The following is a 22,569-nucleotide window of genomic DNA, read 5'->3' as shown; positions in this document are numbered from 1 at the left end:
TGCTGGAGTCTTCGCAATCCTCCATGCAGCAGTCGGACCTGCAGGCACAGCGCACCACCAGCGTGGCGGCGGCGATCAATGAACTGGGCGCCGCCGCCCAGGAGATCGCCCGCAATGCCGCCCATGCCTCGGGCGAGGCCAGTACCGCTCGCGCCCAGGGCGAGGAGGGCCGCGAGGTGCTCGACGAAGCCCTGCATGCGATGCAGGCACTGTCGACCAAGATCGGCACCAGTTGCGAACATATCGAAGCCCTCAACGGCAAGACCGCCAATATCGGCCAGATTCTCGAAGTCATCCGCGGCATCTCCGAGCAGACCAACCTGCTCGCGCTCAACGCCGCCATCGAGGCGGCCCGGGCCGGTGAGGCCGGTCGTGGCTTCGCCGTGGTGGCCGACGAGGTGCGTTCCCTGGCCAGCCGTACCCAGAGTTCGGCGCAGCAGATCCAGCAGATGATCGAGGAGCTGCAAACCGGCTCGCGCGATGCCGTGGCCCTGATGCAGGAAAGCCAGCGACAGAGCGCCCATAGCATGCAGGTGGCCAAGAGCGCCGGCGAACGCCTGGGCAGCGTGACCGAGCGCATCGGCGAGATCGACGGCCAAAACCAGTCGGTGGCCACCGCGACCGAGGAGCAGACCTCGGTGGTGGAGACCCTGAACATGGACATCAGCGAGATCAACTTGCTGAACCAGCAGGGCGTCGACAACCTCCAGGCTACCCTGGCGGCCTGCACCGCGCTGGAAGCCGAAGCCGGTCGCCTGCAGCGGCTGGTGGGGGGCTTCCGGATCTAGCTCAGCCTTGCCGCGCCTCCCCGAATCGGGGCGACGCGGCGGCAGCCTCCTCAGGCCACCGAGCTGTGTAGGCCCTGGCGTACCGCGCGACCATCCGCATCGAAGTAGCGGAGGTGCTCAGGGGCGCTGGTCAGCTGCACCTGTTGCCCCCGGTACAGCTCGGCCTTGCCGGCCACCTTGGCCACCAGCGGGTCGCCACCGTTCCCCAGGTCCACGTACACCAGCGTCAATTCGCCGAGTTGCTCGGTCAGGGTGACGGTGCCGGCCAGGATGCCCTGGCCGGCGCTGACCAGCTGCAGGTGTTCTGGCCGCACCCCCAGATGGAGCGCGCCGTGCATGCCGGGCGGCGCGGACAGCGCTTCACTGCCTTGTGCGCCCTGGAGATCCAGCCGGCCCTCGCGAACGGTGGCCGGAAGAATGTTCATGGCTGGCGAGCCGAGGAAGCGCGCGACGAAGAGGTTGTCCGGGTCGTCGTAGAGTTCCAGGGGCGAACCGACCTGTTCGACGCGTCCGCCGTTGAGGACCACGATGCGGTCGGCGAGGGTCATGGCCTCTACCTGATCGTGCGTCACGTAGATCATGGTGGTGGCAGGCATCTGCTCATGCAGCCGGGCGATCTCGATACGCGTCTGCACCCGCAGGGCCGCATCGAGGTTGGACAGGGGTTCGTCGAACAGGAATACCTTGGGATCTCGGGTGATGGCCCGGCCAATGGCCACGCGCTGGCGCTGGCCACCGGACAGTGCCTTGGGCAGCCGCTCCAGATAGGGTGTGAGTTGCAGCGCCTCGGCAGCCCGGCGGACGCGGACGTCGATGTCGGATTTGGGCGTGCCCTTTTCCAGGGTGAGGCCGAAGGCCATGTTCTGGTAGACCGTCATATGCGGATAGAGCGCATAGGACTGAAACACCATGGCGATCCCGCGCTCCTTGGGGGTACGGTCGTTGACCACTTCGCCGTCGATGGAGAAGGTGCCCGCGGTGATGTCTTCCAGACCGGCGATGACCCTCAGCAGGGTCGACTTGCCGCAGCCGGAGGGACCGACGAAAACGATGAAATCCCCCGAGCGGATGTCGAGGTCGATGTGCTTCAGGATCTCGACATTGCCATAGCTTTTCTTGATCCCCTTGAGAGTAAGCGTAGTCATTCGGGCGTCCTCATGGGTGGTCGGTGCCGTACGCGAGGCGGGCGATCAGACCGGAGTGGGGCGGCAGCGACAGTCGCTGCTGATCGAGGCGACCGTGCAGGACCGGGGACGTGAGGTCTTCCTGCAGGCGCTCGACGAGCGTCGGCGTCAGGTCCACTTCCAGCGGCTGGCCACCAGCCAGATTGAAGGCCACCAGCAGGCATTCATCGCCGTGTCGCCGCTCGAAGGCGAGCACCTGTGGATGCAGGTCGAGGAACTGGATCGAGCCCTTGACCAGGGCCGGCAGCGTGCGGCGCCAGGCGAGCAGGGTGCGATAGCAGGCAAGCAGGGAGTCGTCATGCTGCGCCTGGCGCTCCACTGCGAGTGGCAGGTGTTCTGCCGGTACCGGCAGCCAGGGCTTGGCGGTTGCCGTGGTGAAACCGCCATGGGGCAGCGCCTCACTCCACACCATAGGCGTCCGGCAGCCGTCACGGCCCTTGATGGTTGGCCAGTAGCGCTTGCCCCAGGGGTCGACGATGTCGGCGAAGGCGATGTCTGCTTCGGTCTGCCCCAGTTCTTCGCCCTGATACAGGCATACCGAGCCTCTTAGCGTCAGCAGTATCGCCGCCGCCAGTCGCAGGATGGCCGCGCCGTCCGTTCGATCCTTGGCCCAGCGCGAGGCATGGCGTACCACGTCATGATTGGAAAACGCCCAGCAGGCCCAGCCATCGGTGGCCGCTCGCTCGAACTCCTCGATCACCGTACGGATGTCGGCTACCGTGGGCAGGGCGGTATTGAGCAGGTCGAAGGCGTAGCACATGTGCAGCCGATCCCCGCCGCCCGTGTACTCGGCCATCAGCGCCGTGCCATGGATCAGCTCACCCACTTCGCCGACGGCGGTGGCCGCCGGATACTCGTCGAGCAGGGCGCGAAAGCGTCGCAGAAAGTCCAGGTTTTCCGGGCGATTCTTGTCGTAGCAGTGTTCCTGCCAGTTGTAGGGGCGATCACGCGGGGCCAGTCGCTCGTTCTGCAGCTCCGTTGGCAGCGGCGGGTTGTCCCTTAGCTCGGCGTCGTGGAAATAGAAGTTCGCCGTGTCGAGGCGGAAACCGTCGACCCCCCGGTCGAGCCAGAAACGCACCACGTCCAGCACCGCCTGCACCACCTCTTCGTTGTGGAAGTTGAGGTCGGGTTGCTCGATGAGGAAGTTGTGCAGGTAGTACTGGCCACGCCCCGCATCCCACTCCCAGGCCGAGCCACCGAAGTTGGACAGCCAGTTGCTGGGCGGTGAGCCGTCCGGCTTGGCGTCGGCCCAGACATACCAGTCGGCGCGGGCGTTATGGCGATCCCGACGACTCTCGGCGAACCAGGGGTGCTGGTTGGAGGTGTGGGACAGCACCAGGTCGATCATCACCTTCAGGCCCAGGTCATGGGCACGACTCACGAGGGCATCGAAGTCGGCGAGGGTGCCGAACTGCGGATCGACGTCGCGGTAGTCGGCGACGTCATAGCCGAAGTCGGCCATGGGGGAGCGCATGAAGGGTGCGATCCAGATGGCATCGACCCCCAGCTCGGCCACATAAGGCAACCGGCTGGTGATGCCGGCGAGATCGCCGATGCCATCGCCGTTGCTGTCCTGGAAGGAGCGTGGATAGATTTCATAGATCACCGCACCGCGCCACCAGTCGCGATCGATGGACTGCGTCCGAGTATTGGTCATGGCGAGTTACCCCTTTACGCCCCCGGCGGTAAGGCCAGCGACGATTTTGCGTTGGAAGATGAGTACCAGGACGATCAGCGGCAGGGTGACCACTACCGAGGCAGCCATGATGGTGCCCCAGGGGGTTTCCAATTCCGACGCGCCCGACAGCAGGGCGATGGCGACCGGTACGGTGCGGTTGTCGTTGTTGGCGACGAAGGTCAGGGCGAAGAGAAATTCGTTCCAGGCGGCGATGAAGGCGAGTAGCCCGGTGGTCACCAGCGCCGGCCACATCAGAGGCATGAAGATGCGGGTGACGATGGTGAAGGACGAGGCCCCATCGACGATGGCGGCCTCCTCGATTTCCACGGGCAATTCGCGCATGAAGGTGGTCAGCACCCAGACGGTGAAGGGTAGGGTGAAGATCATGTAGGCCAGGATCAGCGACAGCAGGCTGTTGTAGAGGCCCAGGGCGCGAACCATCTCGAACAGGCCGGCGAGGACGGCAATCTGCGGAAACATGGACACGCCGAGGATGGTGATCAAGAGCAGTCCGCGGCCGCGGAAGGGCACCCGTGCCAGGGCATAGGCGGCGGTGATGGCCAGCAGCAGCGAGAGCGCCACCACCGACGCGGCCACGATCACCGAGTTGAGCAGGTTGTGGAGGAAGGTGTCGGTGGCCAGGATGCTGGCGTAGTTGGCGAAGGTGACCGCACGGGGCAGGTAGTCGACGCGGAACAGATCGGTACCCGTCTTCAGGCTGGTCAGGATCGCGTAGTAGAAGGGAAAGACCGAGAAGACGACGATGGCCACCACCAGCAGGTAGAAACCCGTCCTGGTCGTGAGCGCCTTGAGCGTGCGAGCGTTCATTGTTTGGCTCCCAGGTCGAGACGAGCGGTCTTGAGGTAGATCAGGGTGATCAGGGCGACGACCAGGAACAGCAACGTCGAAGCCGCCGAACCCTGGGCGAAGTTGTCGAACTGGAACAGGTTCTCCTGGGCGTAGACGCTCATGGTCTTGGTCTCGGGATTGTTCGGCGTCAGCACGTAGATCAGATCGAAGACGCGCAGGGCGTCCAGGGCGCGGAAGATCACCGCCACCAGGATCGCCGGGCGGATCAGCGGCAAGGTCACGCGGAAAAACACCTTGATCGGGTGCACGCCATCGATCCGGGCGGCTTCGTAGACATCGCCCGGAACCAGTTGCAGACCGGCCAGGATCAGCAGCGCCATGAAGGGCGTGGTCTTCCAGACGTCGACGATGATGACTGCGGTCATGGCGGTATCGGGCGAGGCGGTCCAGGCGATGGGCGCCGCCAGGATGCCGAGCTGGAGCAGCAGGTCGTTCAGGATGCCGAACTGGTCGTTCAGCATCCAGGCCCACAGTTTGGCCGAGACGATGGTGGGAATGGCCCAGGGAATCAGCACCGCGGCACGGACCAGGGCACGCCCGGGAAAGCGGGCGTTGAGCACCAGCGCTACGATCAGGCCGAACAAGGTTTCCAGGCTGACCGAGATCAGGGTGTAGCGCACCGTGTTCCAGACCGCATGCCACCAGACCGGATCCACCAGCACGCCGAAGGCCTCGCCCTCGCCCTCGCCGTAATCCACCCACTCGTAATAGTTGCGCATACCAGCGAAGGTGGCGCCGGCCAGGTCACCCAGGCGGGCGTCGGTAAAGGAGAAGTAGAGGGTCCTGAGCAGCGGCCAGGCGGCCACTCCGGCGAGCACCACCAGCATCGGTAAGATGAACAGCAGCGCGGCGCGTTGTCGTTGGCGAGACAGCCGGGAGCGCGCGCGTACCGGCGTGGCAGCGACCGCGGCAGGCGGCGTGGTAGCGGATTCGATGTGAGTCATGGTCGGGTGTATCCGTGAAGCTTGGCGTGGCCGGGACAGCCACCAAGGGCGAGCGCGCGTGCCTCGTATGAGGTCCGCGCGCTCGTGCACGCCTTACCAGTCGTTGCGCTTCAGGCGCCGCAACTGTTTCTCCAGGGCATCAAGGTTGCTCGCCGCGTCGCCCTGGCCGGCCAGGGTGCGGTTGACCATGGTCCAGAATTGCTGCGAAACCTCGTTGTAGCGCGTCTTGGTCGGTGCCGAGGGCCGCGGCGTGGCGCTCTCGTAGACGTCCTTCCAGCGGGCCACCAGCGGTTGCTGAACGACGATGTCCGGATCCTGATACAGCGCCGGGATCGATGGCAGTCGGGCGTTCAGCAGGGCACGCTGCTTCTGGGCCTCGGCCGATACCAGGTAGCGGACCAGCTCGATGGCCGCCTGCTGATGGCGCGAATACTTGGAAATGGCGAGGTTCCAGCCGCCCAGGCAGGCCGCCGACTGGCCACTGCTGCCGGCTGGCAGCGGGGCGACCTCGAACTTGCCCTTGATGGGGGAGTCGGCGCTGTTGCCCAGCGGATAGGCATAGGGCCAGTTGCGCATGAACACGGCGTTGCCGGTCTGCCAGACACCGCGAGCGTCTTCTTCCTGGTAGCCGAGGACACCGGTGGGGGCGATGGTACCAACCCAGCTGCGCGCGGCGTTGAGGGCTTCGGCGGCCTTGGGGTTGTTGACGGTGATTTCCCCCTGGGGCGAGACGATGTCGCCGCCGCCATTGGAGGCGATCAACTCCAGCCCCACGCAGGTGGTGCCTTCGTAGGCGGCGCCCTGGAACACGAAGCCGTTGAGTTGTGGGTGTCCGGCGGCACGTTCCGCGTCCTGGATCTGCTTGGCGGTGGCCGCGAGTTCCGTCCAGGTGGTGGGCACGGGCTTGCCGTATTTTTCCAGCAGGTCCTTGCGATAGTAGAGCGCCGGCGCATCGGAAAACATGGGCATGGCCACCAGCTTGCCGTTCACCACCTGGGAGGCGATCACCGACGGCGAGTGCTGGCCGACGACATCCTTCATGGCGTCCGTGAGGTCAAGGAAGCTGGTGGCGAGTTGCGGCGCCCAGACCACGTCGGTGCGGTAGACGTCGATGTCCTTGTTGCCGGCCGACAACCAGAGCCGGTACTGACCGAACTGATCGGTTGCCGAGGACGGCATGGTGACGATCCTGACCTTGTGGCCACTGGTCTTCTCGAAGGCATCGAGCTGCAGGCGCAATTCTTCGATGTCCTTGCCGGTCGAGCCAGCAACGATGGACAACTCCTCGGCCTGGACGACACCGCCCAGCAGAACTCCGGTGACGAGCACTCCGGCTAGCCGCTTAAACATGCTGTTCATCTCCTGGCGGATACCCGTCCATGGCCGCCTTTGCTGTCCTGGATGGCGGACGCGCTGGGCGAAACGGATAGCCGGCCTTTCATTGTTGTTGTTGTCTTTCCAGGCGCTGGCGTTGCGTATCGACGACCGGCAGGGGGCTTCGAATGCCATCGAAGAAACCTGTCTACCGCCCCCGTGAACGCACCAGATCAACTGGAGAAGTCGATGAAAACCCTATTCAAAGCGCTTTGAAAGCGCTTCGAGGAGACTGCGCTACTTTGCGGGGGGTGTCAATCGCCGTATTATCCGGCGGCCTCCGATGAGCTTTTTCTTCGTGCGGATTCACCTAGCCGCCAGGTACTGAATAACAAGATGATCAATAGCCTGAAGGATCTCGCTGCCCATCTGGGCCTATCCCCAACCACCGTGAGCCGGGCGCTGAACGGCTATCCGGAGGTGGGTGCCAAGACCCGGCAGCGGGTGCTGGAGGCGGCACAACGTCTCAACTACCAGCCGAATCCGACCGCCCTGCGCCTGGCGACCGGGCGGGCCAACGCCCTGGGTATCCTCCTGTCGATCCACGACAACGCGCTGGAAAATCCCATCGTCACCGACCTGCTGACGGGTATCAGCGAAACGGCCGCCGAATGTGGCCTGGCCATTCATCTGCTGCCCACGCTCAAGGGGCAGGAGCGTGCCGTCTGCGAACGGGTCATCGGCTCGGGCGCGGTTGACGCCCTGGTGTTGCTGTCGCCGGTCTTCGACGATCCAGCGACCGCCGACCTCGCCGAGATCGCCTTTCCGGTGGTTGCCCACGGCCGCCCCATCTTCGGCCAGGATGTCGCCTCGCTCAGCGTCGACAACTTCGGTGCTTTCGCCAAGGGCACCGCGCACCTGACGGGGTTTGGTCACCGGCGCATCGGTCTGCTCAACGGCGAGGAACACCTGGCCTACGGGCGGGATCGCCGCGCGGGCTATCTGGCCGAACTCGCCGCCGCGGGGCTGGCCGCCGATCCCGCGCTGATGGCCTCCGGACAGCATACCTATGCACGGGGCTACGAAACGGCCCGCGGCATGCTGGCGCTCGCCGAGCCACCGACTGCCTTGCTCTGCTCGTCGGTGCTGCAGGCCATAGGGGCGGCCCGCGCCATTGCCGAGGCCGGGCTGTCGATTCCTGGCGACGTCTCTCTTCTCGCCCACGACGATGTCGTCGCAGCCCTGCCGGCGGAGATCGCCATGCCAGGGCTCACCGTCCTGCGGTCGTCGATCCGTCTTGCCGGGCGGCGCATCGCGCACATGGCCGTCGAGCGCGCCCGCGGCACACCCGCGACAGAACTGGTCGAAGTCTGGGATGTGCCGCTGGTCCCCGGTGCCTCTACCGCGCCAGTGCGGTGGTCCTAGAGCGAGGCACGGCTCACCAGCGGACAGGCCAACCAGTGGCGCGCCCTGTCGTTGGCACGGCCTTCGATCAGATGCAATGCCGCCTGGCGCCCGAGTTCGAAGTGCGGCAGCTGGACGGTGGTCAGCGGTGGATGGAACAGTTCGGCGACGCCGATCATGTTGTCGTAGCCGAGCACGGCCACGTCCTGCGGGATGCGCAGCCCGCGCGCCAGCAGCCACTGATAGGCCACCAGGGCGATCCGGTCGTTGCCGCAGATCAGCAGGTCCGGAGGCGCCTCCGCCATGGCGAAGCGGCGCTCCAGCTCCAGGCGGGTTTCATCGTAGGCGTCGTCGGTGCTCAGGTCATATTGACGGAGCGCGTCAGCCAGCCCGACCTCGCGACAAGCCCGCAGCACGCCCTCCTGGCGAAGCGGCCAGGCCGGGCTGGTGCGCGGAAGATTGATGCACAGCGGGCGTTGATAGCCGCACGCCAGGGCCCGGTGCACGGCCTGGTATTGGCCCTCGGCATCGTCCGGTACGTAGCAGGTCACCGCTGCCTGGTCGGCATAGCAATTGCTCAGGACCACGGGACGCTCACCCAGCCCGAACGGGACCTCCACGGCGCGCAAATGCATTGAGCTGAAGACGATGCCGTCCGGGCGGTGGGTCAGCATCAATTCGATTTCCTCGGGGCTGGGGCGATCCTCCAGCAGGTTGAGGATGAACAGGTTCCAGCCATGCTCGCGGGCCGTGCGCTCCAGGCCCAGTAGCAGGTCCACGGCAAAGGGCGTCGTGGCGGTGCCCAGGGCGAAGACGCCGATGGTCTTGCCGCTGGAGTGGCCGCCGCGGATCCGTCGGGCCGCCAGGTCCGGCACGTAGCCGAGCGTCTGGATCGCCGACTGGATGCGGGTCAGGGTATCGGCGCCGAGCTTTTCCGGATTGTTCAGCGCGCGTGAAACCGTCATGGCCGAGACGCCGGCCAGCCGGGCCACATCCTTCACCGATGGCATCCCACCCTCCAGCTCGTATGATCAGGAGCGGAGTATGCCAAATCGGCAAGGGCTCAGAGTGCCAGATCGCGTAGCGTCCAGGCCCGCAACTGACAGAAATGTGCGCTGCCATTGCTGGCGAAGAGGACGACCTCCTGGCTGTCCGGACCCGGATAGAGGCGGCTGCTGAGGGTCTGCAGGCCATCGTCGACGAAAACCTCGAGCGACGAGCGATCCAGATAAAGGCGCAGATTGAGTCGCGCCTGGCCGCCGCTGAGCGGCAGGCTGCGTACACCGGCCACGCCGCGTCCGGCCCGTTCGCGATCGAGCACCAGGCGCCCGGCCTGGGCATCCACGTAGAGCAGCGTTTCCTCGCGTCCATTCGGATCAACGCGCAAGGCCAGGCCAAAGCGCTCGGCATTGCTGGCGTCGAGATCGAGCTCGATGTCGAGTTCCAGGCGCTCCCCGCGTAGCGGCAGGCGGACCCTTTGGCTATTCAGGCGTTGCGCGGCGAGCGAATGTTCGATTTCCCGTAGTGACAGCAATTCCCGCGCCGGTCGCTGACGCAGGCGGTCGCCTTCCAGGCTCAGTTCCCGCGGTAGCGAGAGCATGCCGCACCAGCCGTCGGCCTGACTCGGCATGGGGCTTTCCCACATGTCCAGCCAGGCCCAGAGCAGGCGGCGGCCATCCGGCGCCATCAGGGTCTGGGCGGCGTAGAAGTCGTGGCCGTGGTCGAGTTCGATGAAGTCGCTACGTGCCACGAAGCGCGCCTCGTTGAGCCGTCCCAGGCGATAGGCGTTCTGGTAGAGATTGCGATAGTGATAGCCCTGGGGGCGCAGACCCTGCGGTGAGCAGAGGAAGACGTCCTGATCACCTAGCGGGAAGAGGTCCGGGCACTCCCACATATAGCCGTCCCGGGCGCGGCTACCGCTCAGGGCGCTGCCCAGCGCTTCCCAGTGCTGCAGGTCGCTGGAGCGATAGATGAGCAGCCGTGGATCGTCGCCCTCGCGGGCGCCCAGCACCATCCACCAGGCATCGTCGCCTCGCCAGACCTTGGGGTCGCGAAAGTGTTGCATCTCGGGTACCGGCGGCTCGATCACCGTCCCGTGCTTGGTGAACACCAGGCCGTCCTGGCTGCTGGCCAGGCACTGCACCTGGTACAGCCCCTGGTCTTCGCGGCCCGGTTCGCCCAGCCAGCGGTGGCCGGTATACAGCAGGTAGAGCCGGTCCTCCCAGACCACCGCCGAGCCCGAGAAGCAACCGTCGCGATCGGCGTCGGTATCCGGGGCGAGGGCGACAGGTAGGTGTTGCCAGTGCACCAGGTCGCTGCTCTTGGCGTGGCCCCAGTGCATGGGTCCCCAGGCCGTCGAGTAGGGGTGGTACTGGTAGAAGACATGGTATTCGCCCCGAAAGAACACCAGTCCATTGGGATCGTTCATCCAGCCCACCGGCGGGGCCAGGTGGTATGCCGGACGCCAGGCATCGTGGCGGTTGCCGAGTTGCTCGAGGATTGCCTCGCGAGCCTTGGACAGTGCGGAAGAGGGCATGAAAGCGGGTCTCGCAGAAAAGGGAAAGGGGCATGCGCAGGAGAGGCACTGCTTCTGTCCAGCAGGGCTGTTCGCCACCGCGGCTGTCTTCGAGAAGGCAGTCCCCGTATCAGAAAGCCCGCGCTAGAGCCTTTTGACTTTCATTCGTGGCTAAGCCGTTTTTTATCGAGCACTCTTGTTTTTTGTTTTGGTAACGTTAACATTTCTGCGTATTGACGGGTCTGCTCGCAGGTTTGTCAAGCAGGGGCGTACCGGAATCAGGGGTTCGGCACGCCGCCTCAGGAAGACCACGCACAACAAAAACAAAGGTGATTTATGAAGGCTCAATGCTATGGAAGAGGGGCGGCCGCGTCCCTGCTGCTGCTCTCGCCACTGGTCCTCGCCGCACCTGGCGGTCTCACACTGGAACAGCGGATGGCGCAGCTTGAATCGCGGGTCGTCGCAGCGGAAAGGCGTGCCGCCAACGCCGAGGCCGAGGTCAAGCGGCTGCGTCAGGAAGGGCAGACCGGATCGACGACGGCGTTCAAGGCCGCGACCACCGACCCAGCCGCGGCTACTCGACCTGCCGCTGCGGTTACCGTCGTGACCAACGCCGGTCAGTTGTCCTTGGATGAGCGGGTGGCACGCATCGAGGCGCAACAGCATTCGGTTGGCGTGACGCCGGCGCCGGTCAAGCGCGCTGACAGTGGCTTCAAGTTTGGTGCCTATGCTCGCTCCGGCTTTCTCGCCAATGGCGACAAGGCCGGTCGTGGCGGCTCGGGGGTAACGCCGGCGGGCTCCATCGGTGGCCATGTCGGGCGGTTGGGTAACGAACCCGATACCTACATGGAAGCCAAGTTCTCCCAGGAGCAGCAGGTGGAGAACGGTACGCGTTGGAAGTACTTCCTGATGCTGGCCGACGGGGTGCAGACACCCAACGACTGGACCGCGCAGGAAAGCAACCTGAATGTCCGTCAGGCCTACGCCGAATTGGGCAACCTGGTTTCCTTCAAGTCTTCGCCTACCCTGCGCGACGCCACCCTCTGGGCCGGTAAGCGCTTCGATCGTGACAACTTCGACGTGCACTGGCTGGATCGCGATATCGTCTTTCTGGCCGGTACCGGTGCCGGTATCTACGATGTCAAACCAACGAGCGACTGGCGTCTGAATGGCTCGCTGATGACCCGGTCCTACGGCGATTTCGGCCTGGAGAATGGCAAGGATACGCGGACCTACATAGGGACGCTCAACCAGTTCTTCGACGAGGGGCGCTGGCAGGTCATGACCAGCGGTATCACGGCCGGGCAGAACGACGGTCGCCTGGCGCAACCGGGGGCCGGCGGCAACGATCACAGGGTCAACCGCGGTGGACAGACCCCGGCCGACAAGGGCTTGCATACGGCCTTCACCTATTCCCAGAACGACTTCTTCGGTCGTGAAGGACTGTTCAAGACCTCGCTGCTCTATGGTCGCGGGCTTGGTGCGGAGCTCAGCCAGGTGGGCGGCGACGGCGATCTGCTGGACAACGCCCAGTCGCTGCGTCTGGCGTTCTACGGGCATACCCGCCTGAGTCCGTTCTGGCGTGTGGCGCCCGCGGTGATCGCCGAGCGTGGAAGCAACCGCTACATGCCGGGCGACCACTATCGCTACGTCACCACCAACCTGAGATTTTCCAACGACATCACCCGCAACTTCGAGATGCAGTACGAGCTGACCTTCCAGAACATGGATATCGACGCTCGCGGTTACGCTGGGCGTGGCATCGCCGATGGCAACTTCTGGAAGGCCACCATCGCGCCCACGTTCAAGGCGCAGACCGGTGACTATTTCCTGCGTCCTGAATTGCGGGTGTTCGCCTCCTACATGAACTGGACCTCGGGGCTCGACACCTTCAGTAGCAGCGACGACTTCGGCCAGCCGGGCTTCAAGTCGGGTGGCGTCTGGCAGGTCGGTACCCAGATGGAAGTCTGGTTCTGAGCCTTGGACGAGCGGCGACTACTGCGCCGCTCGTCTGAATGGTAATACTGATGCAGGGGCATTAGATGGCTCTACGTCAGAGCTTGTAGCGCCTTGTACTTGCTGCTCGTTCCTGCCGGACGAGCCGCGGTATCAAGAAACTTTCTGCCACTGCCGATTTGTTGCTCAGGTACCCAGCGGCAGTCTGCTCCCTCCAGCCACGTCATCTTTTGTTTCGGCGCGGCTCCCTGTCCTGGTTTCGGTTCGTTCGATCCACGTGAGTGGATCTTCAACAGGGCAATGTCCATGGTCATGCGGCTGTTTTCGTCCTCACGTCTGCGCTGGAGTCTGGGGGTTTTTCTCTTCGGCGTCGTGCTGACCAGTCTGACCATGCGTCATCTGGCCGAGCGCAACGACCAGCAACTGCGTGGTGCCCTGGACAGCGTGGCCGAAGACGTTCGCGATCAGGTGGTGGATCGGCTGCGCATCTACGAATACAGCCTGATCGGCATGCGTGATGTGGTGGTGGTCGCGGGGGACAATCTGTCGCGCGAGCTGCTCGGCAACTATGGTCGTCTCCACGACCTGGGCCATGAGTTTCATGGCGCCCGAGGCGTCGGTTTCATTCGCCGCGTGCCCCAGGCCGACGAGGCCCGCTTTCTGCGCGAGGCCCGTGCCGACGGTTGGCCCGATTTCAGCATCCGGACCTTTGCTCCCCATGACGGCGATCGCTATGTCGTCCAGTACCTGGAGCCGAGCCCGCGCAATCTGAAGGCCATCGGCATGGACGCGGCGTCCGATCCCGTCCGCCGCGAGGCCGCCGTCATGTCGATGCGGCATGCCGACATTCACCTGACGGGGCCGCTGCAACTCCAGGCCTCCTCACCGCCGGAGCCGGGCTTTCTGATGCTGCTGCCCATCTACCAGGGCGGGCGGGCACCCGCCGATCCGGTTGAGCGCGAGGCTGCGACCCTGGGTTGGTCCTATGTGCCCCTGAGCATCGGCGAAATGTTCGACAGCATGCGGCTGAACATTCCCGGGCTGATCATCCGGCTAAGTGACGTGACCCAGCCCGAAGCGCCCAATCTGTTCTATCAGCAGGGCGAAGAGGAGCAGGGCACCGAGGAAGTGTCCGAGCGCCGGTTGGTGCAGGACGTCTTTGGGCGCCAATGGGAGCTCGCGTTCACCGCCACCCCGACCTTCGTCGCGGCCCAGCACCTGGTCTCGGTGCCGCTGGTGCATCTCTTTGGCAAGCTGTTCAGCCTGCTGGCGGCCTGCCTGACCTTTGCCCTGCTCACCACCCGCCAGCGGCGTCGTCAGTATCAGCAGGACCAAGCCAACCTCACCGCCGTGGTGGAAAGCTCTTCCGACGGCATCATCAGCAAGAACCTCCAGGGCGTGGTGCTGAGCTGGAACCATGCGGCCGAGCAGCTGTTCGGCTATTCCGCCAGCGAGGCCGTGGGCCAGCGTCTGCTCGATCTGGTGGTGCCCACCGAGCTTGAGCACGAAGAGTGGGACGTGCTCGGCCGCATCGGTCGCGGCGAGCCGGTACCGCACTTCGAGACCCGGCGTCAGCACCGCGACGGTCGCCTGATCGATGTTCTGGTCAGCGTCTCGCCCATGCGCGGCCGTGACGGCCGGGTGATCGGCGCCTCCAAGACGGTGCGCGACATCTCGGTGCAGAAGGCCGCTCAGGCCGAGATCCTGGCGCTCAATGCCCGCCTGGAAGAGCAGGTGGCCCAGCGCACCGCCGAACTCAGCCAGACCAACCGACTGCTGGGCGACGTGCTGCGGGCGGCCTCCGAGGTGGGCATCATCGCCACCGACCGCGAGGGCCGCATCACCCTGTTCAACGAGGGCGCCGAACGGCTCCTGGGCTATCGCGCCGCCGAGGTAGTGGGGCGCTGGCACGCCAGTGATTTCCATCTGCCGGAAGAGCTCTCGACTCAGGGCGTTGCCCTGGAAGCCGCGTACGGCGTGCCGGTCGCCGGCTTCCGGGTGCTGGTGGAGCGCTCCGAGCGCGCCGGCGCCGAGGCCCGGGAATGGACCTACGTGCGCCGCGACGGCGAGCACCGCGACGTCAGCTTGGTAGTGACCACCATGCGCGACGCCGGTGGCCAGATCAGCGGCTATCTGGGTATCGCCTCGGACGTCACCGAGCGCAAGGCCGCCGAGCAGGAGCTGGCCGCCAGTCTGGCCCTGACCCGGGCGATCCTGGACACCGCGGTCAGCCCCATCGTCACCGTGGACAGCGCCGGCCTGGTGCGTTCCTTCAACCCGGCCGGCGAGCACATCTTCGGCTATCGCGCTGACGAGGTGATCGGTCAACCCATCCGTCGCCTGATTCCCGGCTATCTGGCCGGCTACGAGGCGCTGTTCAGCTGCTCGCAGGCGGTACCCGACGACAATGCCGCCCAACAGGGCCAGGAAATGGAGGGGCGCCGTGCGGACGGCAGTGTCTTCCCCATCACCCTGAGCCTGGGGGTGATGTGGACCGATGGCGAGCGCCTGGCGGTGGCCATCATCGCCGACATCACCGAACAGAGTCGCCAGCGCCAGGCGCTCGTGCAGACCCGCGATCAGCTGACCATGGCCGCCGACGTCGCCCAGCTCGGCATCTGGTGCTGGCAGCCCGACACCGGCCAGGTGCAGTGCAACGAGCGGATGTTCGATCTCTATGAATGGAGCGAGGAGCAGCGCACTAGCGGCATCACCTACAACGACTGGCGCGACCGTGTGCACCCGGACGACCTGGGCAGCGCCGAAGAGCGCCTGGGTGCGGCCATGGCCGGGCGCGCGGTGTTCGATCCGGTGTTCCGGATCCGCCGTCGGGATGGCTCGCTACGGCACATCATCGCTGGCGCCCGCACCGAGCGTGATCCGCGCGGCCGGGTGCTGCGGGTGGTGGGCATCAACCGCGACATCACCGAACAGCTGGAGCTGGAGCATCGCCTGCGCGAAGAGCGTACGCGCGCCGACCTGGCCAGCCAGGCCAAGTCGTCCTTCCTGGCCAACATGAGCCACGAGATCCGAACCCCGATGAACGCGGTGCTGGGCATGCTGCAGCTACTGCAGCGCACGGCCCTGGACGCGCGCCAGGGCGACTACCTGACCAAGGCCCAGCAGGCGGCGCGCTCGCTGCTGGGGCTGCTCAACGACGTGCTGGACTATTCCAAGATCGAAGCTGGCAAGCTGCAGCTGGACGTCCATCCCTTCAGCCTGGAGCAGGTGCTGCGCAACCTGGGCGTGGTCCTCTCCGGTAACAGCGGCGAGAAGAACGTCGAGATCAACTATCACCTCGAAGCCGGGCTGCCCACCGCGCTGATCGGCGACAGCCTGCGTCTGCAGCAGATCCTCATCAACCTGGCCGGCAATGCCCTCAAGTTCACCGAGGTGGGCCAGGTGCTGGTCAGCGTGCGCCAGCTGTCCTGGGCGGACGGCCAGTTGCGGCTGGAGTTCTCGGTGCAGGACACCGGCATCGGCATCAGTCCGGCTCAGCAGGCGCAGCTGTTCCAGGGCTTTACCCAGGCCGAGGCCTCCATCAGCCGGCGCTTTGGCGGTACCGGGCTGGGCCTGGCCATCTGCAAGCGCCTGGTGGAGCTGATGGATGGCCAGCTGCAGGTGGAAAGCGAACTGGGCGTGGGCAGCCGCTTCTGGTTCGATGTGACCCTGGCGCTGGATAGCCAGAGTCAGGCCCTGCTCGCGCCCCGGCAGCGCCGGGTGCTGCTGGCCGACGACAACATCCTGGTCGGGGAGGTGCTGGTGGAAACCCTGGCCGCCCTCGGCTGGGACGTCGACCTGGTCACCAGCGGCGCCGCCGCTCTGGCGCGGGTCGCCCAGGCGCAGCAGCAGGAGCAGCCCTATGAGGCGGTGCTCATGGACTGGCGCATGCCCGATGGCGACGGCCTGGTCACGGCCCGGCACCTGCGCGAGCACCAGCAGGCCAGTCGACCCAAGGTCATCATGCTCACCGGCTTCGGCCGCGACTTTCTCAATGAAGCCCATCAGAGCGCCGATGCGCCCTTCGACGACTACCTGACCAAGCCGGTAACCCCGGCGCAGATCGTCGAGGTGGTGGAGCGCGCCCTGGGCGCCGAGGTCCCGGCCGGTGTCCACGCCGCCGCGGTGGTCGACGAAAGCCACCGCCTGGCCGGCATGCGCCTGCTGGTGGTGGAAGACAACGCTCTCAACCGCCAGGTGGCCGCCGAGCTGCTGCTGGCCCAGGGCGCCCAGGTGGAACTGGCGGAGGGTGGGCTGGAAGGCGTCGAACGGGTGCTCTCCGGTGCGCCACTGGACGTGGTCATCATGGACATGCAGATGCCCGACATCGATGGCCTGGAGGCCACCCGCCGCATCCGCGCCGACGGTCGCTTCCGCACCCTGCCGATCCTGGCGATGACGGCCAACGCTTCCCACACCGATCGCGACGCCTGCTTGGCCGCCGGCATGGATGACCACGTCGGCAAGCCCATCGACCTGGAGTTGCTGGTCAGCCGGCTGCAACGCCTGACCGGCCAGGAGGTCAGCGCCGCCGTGGACGTCGCCCCGGTCGCCACCGACCGCCAGGTGGAACCCCTGAGCATCGTCCTGCGCCGCTTCGGCGGTGATGCCCGGCTGTTCGGCTCGCTGCTCGAACGCTTCGCCGAGGACTCCGCCAGTCTGCTGGAAAACCTCGCGCGGGCCTGGCAGGCCGGCGACAGCGAGGGCGCGGTGGCTGTACTACACTCGCTCAAGGGCAGTGCCGGCACCATGGGCGCGCAGCGCCTGGCGGCTCGCGCCGCCGAGGGTGAGCGCCACGGCAAGGCCGGTGCTGGAGTGCCCGCGGATGTCATGGCTGAACTCGCTACCTTGCGACTGTTGCTGGACGAAGCCCTGGTGGAGCTGCGCAGCGCCCTGGCCGAGGTGCTGCCACCGCCGCCGGTCGTGGTCAGCCAGGACCCCGAGTCGACGGTCGACTGGTCCGCGCGCCTGGACGAGCTCGAGCAGCTGCTCGGCCAAGGCAGTCTCGAAGCCCTGGATCTCATCGCCGAGCTGCCCGTGCAGTGCCGCGCCGAAGCCCAGGTGCGTTACGACCTCTTCCGTGCCCAGGTCGAGACCCTCGACTTCGCCGCGGCCCTCACTACCCTGCCTGACCTGAAGGAAGCCCTATGAATCCGCCGACCGCCGAGGCCGCCGGGCGGCGCAGCAAACCCAAGCTGCTGATCGTCGACGACCAACCGCTGAACATCCGCATCCTCCACGAGCTCTTTCGCCAGGATTGCGAGACGCTCATGGCCACCAATGGCGCCCAGGCGTTGCAGCTGGCCCTCGCCCAGCAGCCGGACCTGATCCTGCTCGATGTGATGATGCCCCAGCTCGATGGCCATGAGGTGCTGCGGCGGCTGCAGGCCGATCCGGCCACCGCCGCCATTCCGGTGATCTTCGTCACCGGCCAGGAAGGCCCGGACGAAGAGGTCACCGGCCTGGAACTGGGCGCCGTGGACTTCATCAGCAAGCCGATCAATCCGGTCATCGTGCGTGCCCGGGTACGCACCCAGCTGACCCTCAAGGCGCAGCGTGACGCCCTGCGCAGCATCGCCCTGGTCGATGGCCTCACCGGGGTCGCCAATCGCCGCCAGTTCGACGAGGCGCTGCTGCGCGGCTGGCGCCAGAGTCAACGCGAAGGCACGCCTTTTTCGCTGATCCTCATGGATATCGATCACTTCAAGGCCTACAACGACCACTATGGCCATCTCGCCGGCGACCAGTGCCTGCGTCAGGTCGCCCAGGCCCTGGGCCAGGGGCTGTTCCGCCCCTACGACCTGCTGGCGCGCTACGGTGGCGAGGAATTCGGCTGCCTGCTGCCGGGTACCGACCTGGAGGGCGCCACTCAGGTCGCCGAGCGGCTGCTGCAGCAGTTGCACGACCAGCGGCTGCCCCACGGTTATTCATCGGTGACCGGCTACGTCACCCTGAGCCTGGGCGTGGCCACCGCGCTTCCGCCGACCAATGTCGATCCAGCCGCCCTGATCACCGCCGCCGATGCGCAGCTCTATGCGGCCAAGCACCAGGGGCGCGCGCGGGTCTGCGCCGCCGAGCTGGCCGGCTGAGGCGTTCGGTCGAAAAGGGCCGGTCGGGTAACGCCGGGTAACAGAGGCTCAGGCTTTCTTCGCTATCCAGGCTGGGCGGCGAGGCGGCAGGCTGGCAGACTGCGGACAGGGATTCTGCCGCCGGTAATCTATGTACGCCTTCACGCAACGCCAGGCCATCTTGGCCAGTTGGATCATCGTCTTCACCGCGCTTTACCTGGTTCTCCCGCTCAAGCTCCTGCCCAGCCTGCTGGCCGGGCTCCTGGTGTACGAACTGGTCAACACCCTGGCCGGGCGCCTGCAGCGGCAAATGCCTGGCGGCGGCGCGCGCTGGCTCGCCGTGGCCCTGCTCGGGACCCTGGTGGTGAGCCTGCTGACACTGTTCTTCGTCTGGTTCACCAGCTTCATCATCCAGGAGGTGCAGAACCCCGGACGGTTGCTGGACAAGTTCATGGTGCTCACCGAGCGCGCACGCGCCCAGTTGCCGCCCTCGCTGGATGCCTACCTGCCGGCCAATGCCGACAGCATGAAGCGGGAGCTGGTGGAGTGGCTGCGCGCCCACGTGGCGCAGTTGCAGCTGTTCGGCCGTGATGCGGCGCGGACCTTCGTCATCGTGCTCATCGGCATGATCCTGGGCGCCATCGTCGCCCTACAGCCCACCCCCGATCCCGAGCGCCTGCGGCCGCTCAGCGGCGCCCTGCTGGTGCGCGTCGGCCTGGTAGCCCAGGCCTTTCGCAACATCGTCTTCGCCCAGATCAAGATCTCGCTGCTCAACACCACCCTGACCGGCATCTTCCTGCTCGGGGTGCTGCCGCTGTTCGACGTCCATCTGCCGCTGGCCAAGACCCTGGTGATCCTCACCTTCATCCTGGGGCTGCTGCCGGTGATCGGCAACCTGATGTCCAACACCCTGATCTTCATCGCCGGCCTGTCGCTGTCGATCTGGGTCGCGGTGGCGGCACTGGGTTACCTCATCGCCATCCACAAGCTGGAATACTTCCTCAACGCCCGCATCGTCGGCGGCCAGATCAGCGCCCGCTCCTGGGAGTTGCTGGTGGCGATGCTGGTATTCGAAGCGGCCTTCGGCCTGCCGGGCCTGGTGGCGGCGCCGGTGTACTACGCCTATCTCAAGAGCGAATTGAAGGCGGAAGGGTTGGTGTGATGCGTAACCAGATTCGTGTCCTGGCGCTCTGTCTCCTGCGTCAGGGCAACCGCATCTTGGTGCGCGAGACGCAAGACCCGCACGATGGCCGGAGTTTCTGCCGGCCTCTGGGCGGTGGCGTGGAGTTCGGTGAAACCAGCCACGCAGCCGTGCGCCGTGAGATTCGCGAAGAATTGGGCGTCGAACTGGCCGAGGTAAAGCTGCTAGGCACCCTGGAATCGCTGTTCAGTTACGCGGGGCGGCCGGGCCATGAGGTGGTCCTGGTCTATGCAGCGGAATTTGCTGATCGGCAGCTCTACGCAGAAGCGGAGCTGCCGGGTCAGGAAAGTGATGGTGAAGCCTTCGTGGCGACCTGGCGGTCACTCCACTCCTTTGACCAGGCGTGTCCTCTGGTACCTGAAGGCCTGCTGGACCTTATCACTAGGTCAACCTAGGGCGTTTTCCGGCTTTCCTTACGATCCAGATTCGACCACATGCGCTGCCAGAAGGCGCCGGCTTCTTCATTGATGGCGCGCCAGTTCTGTTCCAGCCGCTCACGCTCGGGCGTGCCCAGGTCTTCCGGACAGGCCAGGTAGCGATCGGCGGCGGCCTGGGCCTCGGCTTGCAGTCGGCGCCATTCGCGGACGTCATCCAGCCAGCAGCGGCCGGTGACGACTTCATAGTATTCGTGAGCGATCGCGTCTTTGTTCATGGCATATTCCGGACGGTGATAGAGCCCTAGACCTCAGGCGACGTCCGGGGTGCCCGTATCAGACGTCGAAGAAGTCGACGTGGCCGTTTTCCAGGGTGTAGTAGGCGCCCACCACCTTGACCCGACCCTCCTTCTGCGGCGCCAGCAGGGTCGGTTCGGAGGCCGCACGCAGCCGCCGGACCGTGCGCTGCACATTGCTGCGTACCGCCGCTTCCAGCAGATCCGGTGGATTGCCGGCGCGGGCGCTGAGTACCGCCGGCAGGATGGGTTCGATCATGGCGCCGATGGCGCCGGGATAGAGGACGTTCTGCTCCACCACCGCGACCGCGGCCTCCACCGCGCCGCATTTCTCGTGGCCCATGACCACGATCAGTGGCACGCCCAGCTGGCTGATGGCGTACTCCACCGAGCCGAAGGCGGTGGTGTCCAGGGTATTGCCGGCGTTGCGTACGATAAACAACTCGCCCAGCCCGCGCCCGAACAGCAACTCCGGCGAGACCCGCGAATCCGAGCAGGACACCAGCACGCAGAAGGGCGTCTGGCCCTTGGCGATCTCCAGGCGGCGGTCGCGATTGGTTTCCCCATGCAGGGGCTTGTCCTCCATGAAGCCCTGGTTGCCGTCGATCAGCCGTTGCAGGGCCTGCTCGGCCGTGAGGGTGGTGTGGGCCTTGGTGGGAGCAGCTAGGGCGGGCAGGGTCAGGGGCGCCAGGGCCGCGGCGAGCGGCAGGCAACAGGCGCAGTGCAGGAGCTGGCGACGCGACAGGGCAGGCTTCATCGGAAACACCTCTTCGAGTGCGGACGGGCAGGGCGTGCCGGTACGGCAATCTCCAGCGCTTCAGCTAACTATTGCTGGCCACTGCCGATCACGCCAGCCGCCTGGACGCCAGGCATGAAAAAGCCGCGTCGGGGACGCGGCTTCGGGCCTTTCCTGGGCGGGCGTTACTTGCGCGCCAGTACCGTGCTGCGTGCGCCCTTGGGCGCGCCCGGCAGGGGCGTCAGCTCGCCACTTTCCAGCCAGCGACGGACGCGGGTGGCGTCGGCCATGTGGGTGAACTTGCCAAAGGCGTCCATCACCACGAAGGCCACCGGACGACCGGCCATCACGGTGCGCATCACCAGGCAGTGACCCGCCTTGTCGGTGTAGCCGGTCTTGGTCAGCTGCACGCTCCAGTCGGCGTTGTAGACCAGGTGGTTGGTGTTGCGAAAGCCCAGCACATAGTTGGGATTGTGGAAGGCCTGGGTCTTTTCCGGGGTGGTGCTGAGCTGACCGAGCAGGGGGTAGCGCTCGGTGGCCTTGAGCAGGGTGACCAGGTCGCGGGCGGTGGAGACGTTGAGCGGCGACAGGCCGGTGGGCTCGGCGTAGCGGGTATTCTTCATGCCCAGGGCACGGGCCTTGGCATTCATGGCGGCGACGAAGGCGCGCTGACCACCCGGATAGTGGTGGGCGAGGCTGGTGGCGGCACGGTTTTCCGAGGACATCAGCGCCAGTTGCAGCATGTCGCGACGGGTCAGCTGGCTGCCCAGGCGCACCCGCGAGAAGATGCCGCGCATGGCCGGGTTCTCGCTGATGTCGATGTCGATGGTCTGCTCCAGCGGCAGCTTGGCATCGAGCACCACCATGGCGGTCATCAGCTTGGTCACCGACGCGATGGGGGCGACCTGATCGGGATTCTGGGAAAAGAGTACCTGGTTGGTCTTGAGGTCGACGACCAGAGCGTGGTTCGAGGCCAGGCGCTGGGCGGTGGCGGCAGCCGCGGCCTTGACCTTGGGTGGGGTCTGGGCCAGGACGGCCGGACTCAGCCCGACCAAGCCAGCCAGCAGCAAGCCGGCAAGTTGATGACAGATCTTCACGGTGGCAGCTCTCAAAGGGGGGCGGGGTTAGAACAACCGCGAACGGCAATGCACCTTGCAGATCAAGGACATTGCTCAGAGATTTCACGTCTTTTATCACCCGGGATGTCGGCTGGGAATCCGACAAGGCAGCTTTTTACACAG

17 protein-coding genes are annotated in these 22,569 nt (G+C 65.7%); 7 read left to right on the top strand and 10 right to left on the bottom strand.

Features of this window, described 5'->3' with window-relative positions:
* Nucleotides 1-23: 23 nt before the first annotated feature.
* Entirely contained in the window at nucleotides 24-788 is a 765-nt protein-coding gene (locus PJ259_RS22940) for a methyl-accepting chemotaxis protein (protein ID WP_420480525.1), read from the top strand.
* 50 nt (nucleotides 789-838) lie between these two features.
* Here the strand turns inward: PJ259_RS22940 and PJ259_RS13265 are convergent, their stop codons facing one another.
* From PJ259_RS13265 to PJ259_RS13245, 5 genes are all read right to left on the bottom strand, one after another.
* On the bottom strand, nucleotides 839-1,933 hold the full coding sequence (locus tag PJ259_RS13265) for an ABC transporter ATP-binding protein (RefSeq protein WP_271653153.1): 1,095 nt from the start codon (nucleotides 1,931-1,933) through the stop codon (nucleotides 839-841).
* Between the two features lie 10 nt (nucleotides 1,934-1,943).
* A complete protein-coding gene (locus tag PJ259_RS13260; RefSeq protein ID WP_271653152.1) occupies nucleotides 1,944-3,629 on the bottom strand; it encodes an alpha-glucosidase family protein in 1,686 nt (561 codons plus the stop codon).
* Nucleotides 3,630-3,635: 6 nt separating this feature from the next.
* On the bottom strand, nucleotides 3,636-4,478 hold the full coding sequence (locus PJ259_RS13255) for a carbohydrate ABC transporter permease (RefSeq protein ID WP_271653151.1): 843 nt from the start codon (nucleotides 4,476-4,478) through the stop codon (nucleotides 3,636-3,638).
* Nucleotides 4,475-5,347 carry a carbohydrate ABC transporter permease gene (locus PJ259_RS13250; RefSeq protein ID WP_271655870.1) on the bottom strand — a complete coding sequence of 291 codons (873 nt, stop codon included), beginning with the start codon at nucleotides 5,345-5,347 and terminating at the stop codon, nucleotides 4,475-4,477. Before PJ259_RS13250 ends, PJ259_RS13255 begins: the two co-directional genes overlap by 4 nt.
* Before the next feature lie 210 nt (nucleotides 5,348-5,557).
* Nucleotides 5,558-6,814: an ABC transporter substrate-binding protein gene (locus tag PJ259_RS13245; RefSeq protein WP_271653150.1), complete on the bottom strand. Its 1,257-nt coding sequence runs from the start codon at nucleotides 6,812-6,814 to the stop codon at nucleotides 5,558-5,560.
* A 360-nt stretch (nucleotides 6,815-7,174) separates the two neighbouring features.
* Here PJ259_RS13245 and PJ259_RS13240 point away from each other — a divergent pair, with 360 nt between their 5' ends.
* Nucleotides 7,175-8,203: a LacI family DNA-binding transcriptional regulator gene (locus tag PJ259_RS13240; protein WP_271653149.1), complete on the top strand. Its 1,029-nt coding sequence runs from the start codon at nucleotides 7,175-7,177 to the stop codon at nucleotides 8,201-8,203.
* On the opposite strand, the gene PJ259_RS13235 is transcribed toward PJ259_RS13240, so the two are convergent.
* A complete protein-coding gene (locus PJ259_RS13235; RefSeq protein ID WP_271653148.1) occupies nucleotides 8,200-9,192 on the bottom strand; it encodes a LacI family DNA-binding transcriptional regulator in 993 nt (330 codons plus the stop codon). The two genes, PJ259_RS13240 and PJ259_RS13235, sit on opposite strands and share 4 nt — an antisense overlap.
* Before the next feature lie 53 nt (nucleotides 9,193-9,245).
* Nucleotides 9,246-10,718, bottom strand: a complete 1,473-nt coding sequence (locus tag PJ259_RS13230; protein ID WP_271653147.1) for a glycoside hydrolase family 32 protein — start codon at nucleotides 10,716-10,718, stop codon at nucleotides 9,246-9,248.
* A 414-nt stretch (nucleotides 10,719-11,132) separates the two neighbouring features.
* Here PJ259_RS13230 and PJ259_RS13225 point away from each other — a divergent pair, with 414 nt between their 5' ends.
* From PJ259_RS13225 to PJ259_RS13205, 5 genes are all read left to right on the top strand, one after another.
* A complete protein-coding gene (locus PJ259_RS13225; RefSeq protein ID WP_271653146.1) occupies nucleotides 11,133-12,674 on the top strand; it encodes a carbohydrate porin in 1,542 nt (513 codons plus the stop codon).
* A 279-nt stretch (nucleotides 12,675-12,953) separates the two neighbouring features.
* Nucleotides 12,954-17,804: a PAS domain S-box protein gene (locus tag PJ259_RS13220; RefSeq protein WP_271653145.1), complete on the top strand. Its 4,851-nt coding sequence runs from the start codon at nucleotides 12,954-12,956 to the stop codon at nucleotides 17,802-17,804.
* Complete coding sequence (locus PJ259_RS13215) at nucleotides 17,801-18,742, top strand: diguanylate cyclase domain-containing protein (RefSeq protein WP_059316321.1); 942 nt, start codon at nucleotides 17,801-17,803, stop codon at nucleotides 18,740-18,742. Before PJ259_RS13220 ends, PJ259_RS13215 begins: the two co-directional genes overlap by 4 nt.
* Before the next feature lie 130 nt (nucleotides 18,743-18,872).
* Nucleotides 18,873-19,883: an AI-2E family transporter gene (locus PJ259_RS13210; protein WP_059316320.1), complete on the top strand. Its 1,011-nt coding sequence runs from the start codon at nucleotides 18,873-18,875 to the stop codon at nucleotides 19,881-19,883.
* Nucleotides 19,883-20,317 (top strand): NUDIX hydrolase, encoded by a 435-nt coding sequence (locus PJ259_RS13205; protein ID WP_271653144.1) that lies wholly within the window; start codon nucleotides 19,883-19,885, stop codon nucleotides 20,315-20,317. The genes PJ259_RS13210 and PJ259_RS13205 overlap by 1 nt, the downstream gene beginning before the upstream one ends.
* Here PJ259_RS13205 and PJ259_RS13200 read toward each other — a convergent pair.
* The 3 genes from PJ259_RS13200 to pbpG form a co-directional block, all read right to left on the bottom strand.
* Nucleotides 20,314-20,574, bottom strand: coding sequence for a hypothetical protein (locus PJ259_RS13200; protein ID WP_271653143.1), 261 nt, complete (start codon nucleotides 20,572-20,574; stop codon nucleotides 20,314-20,316). The two genes, PJ259_RS13205 and PJ259_RS13200, sit on opposite strands and share 4 nt — an antisense overlap.
* Before the next feature lie 58 nt (nucleotides 20,575-20,632).
* Nucleotides 20,633-21,349, bottom strand: coding sequence for a carbonic anhydrase (locus PJ259_RS13195; RefSeq protein WP_059316317.1), 717 nt, complete (start codon nucleotides 21,347-21,349; stop codon nucleotides 20,633-20,635).
* Between the two features lie 164 nt (nucleotides 21,350-21,513).
* The gene (pbpG, locus tag PJ259_RS13190) at nucleotides 21,514-22,425 is read right to left on the bottom strand and encodes a D-alanyl-D-alanine endopeptidase (RefSeq protein WP_434775098.1); all 912 of its coding nucleotides are present in this window, start codon (nucleotides 22,423-22,425) and stop codon (nucleotides 21,514-21,516) included.
* Between the last annotated feature and the right edge of the window lie 144 nt (nucleotides 22,426-22,569).

It is taken from the genome of Pseudomonas sp. JBR1 (genome assembly GCF_028198185.1).
Classification (GTDB): Bacteria; Pseudomonadota; Gammaproteobacteria; order Pseudomonadales; family Pseudomonadaceae; genus Chryseomonas; species Chryseomonas oryzihabitans_E.
Note: the sequence above shows the minus strand (reverse complement) of the source record. Positions and strands in the feature narration are given on the sequence as shown.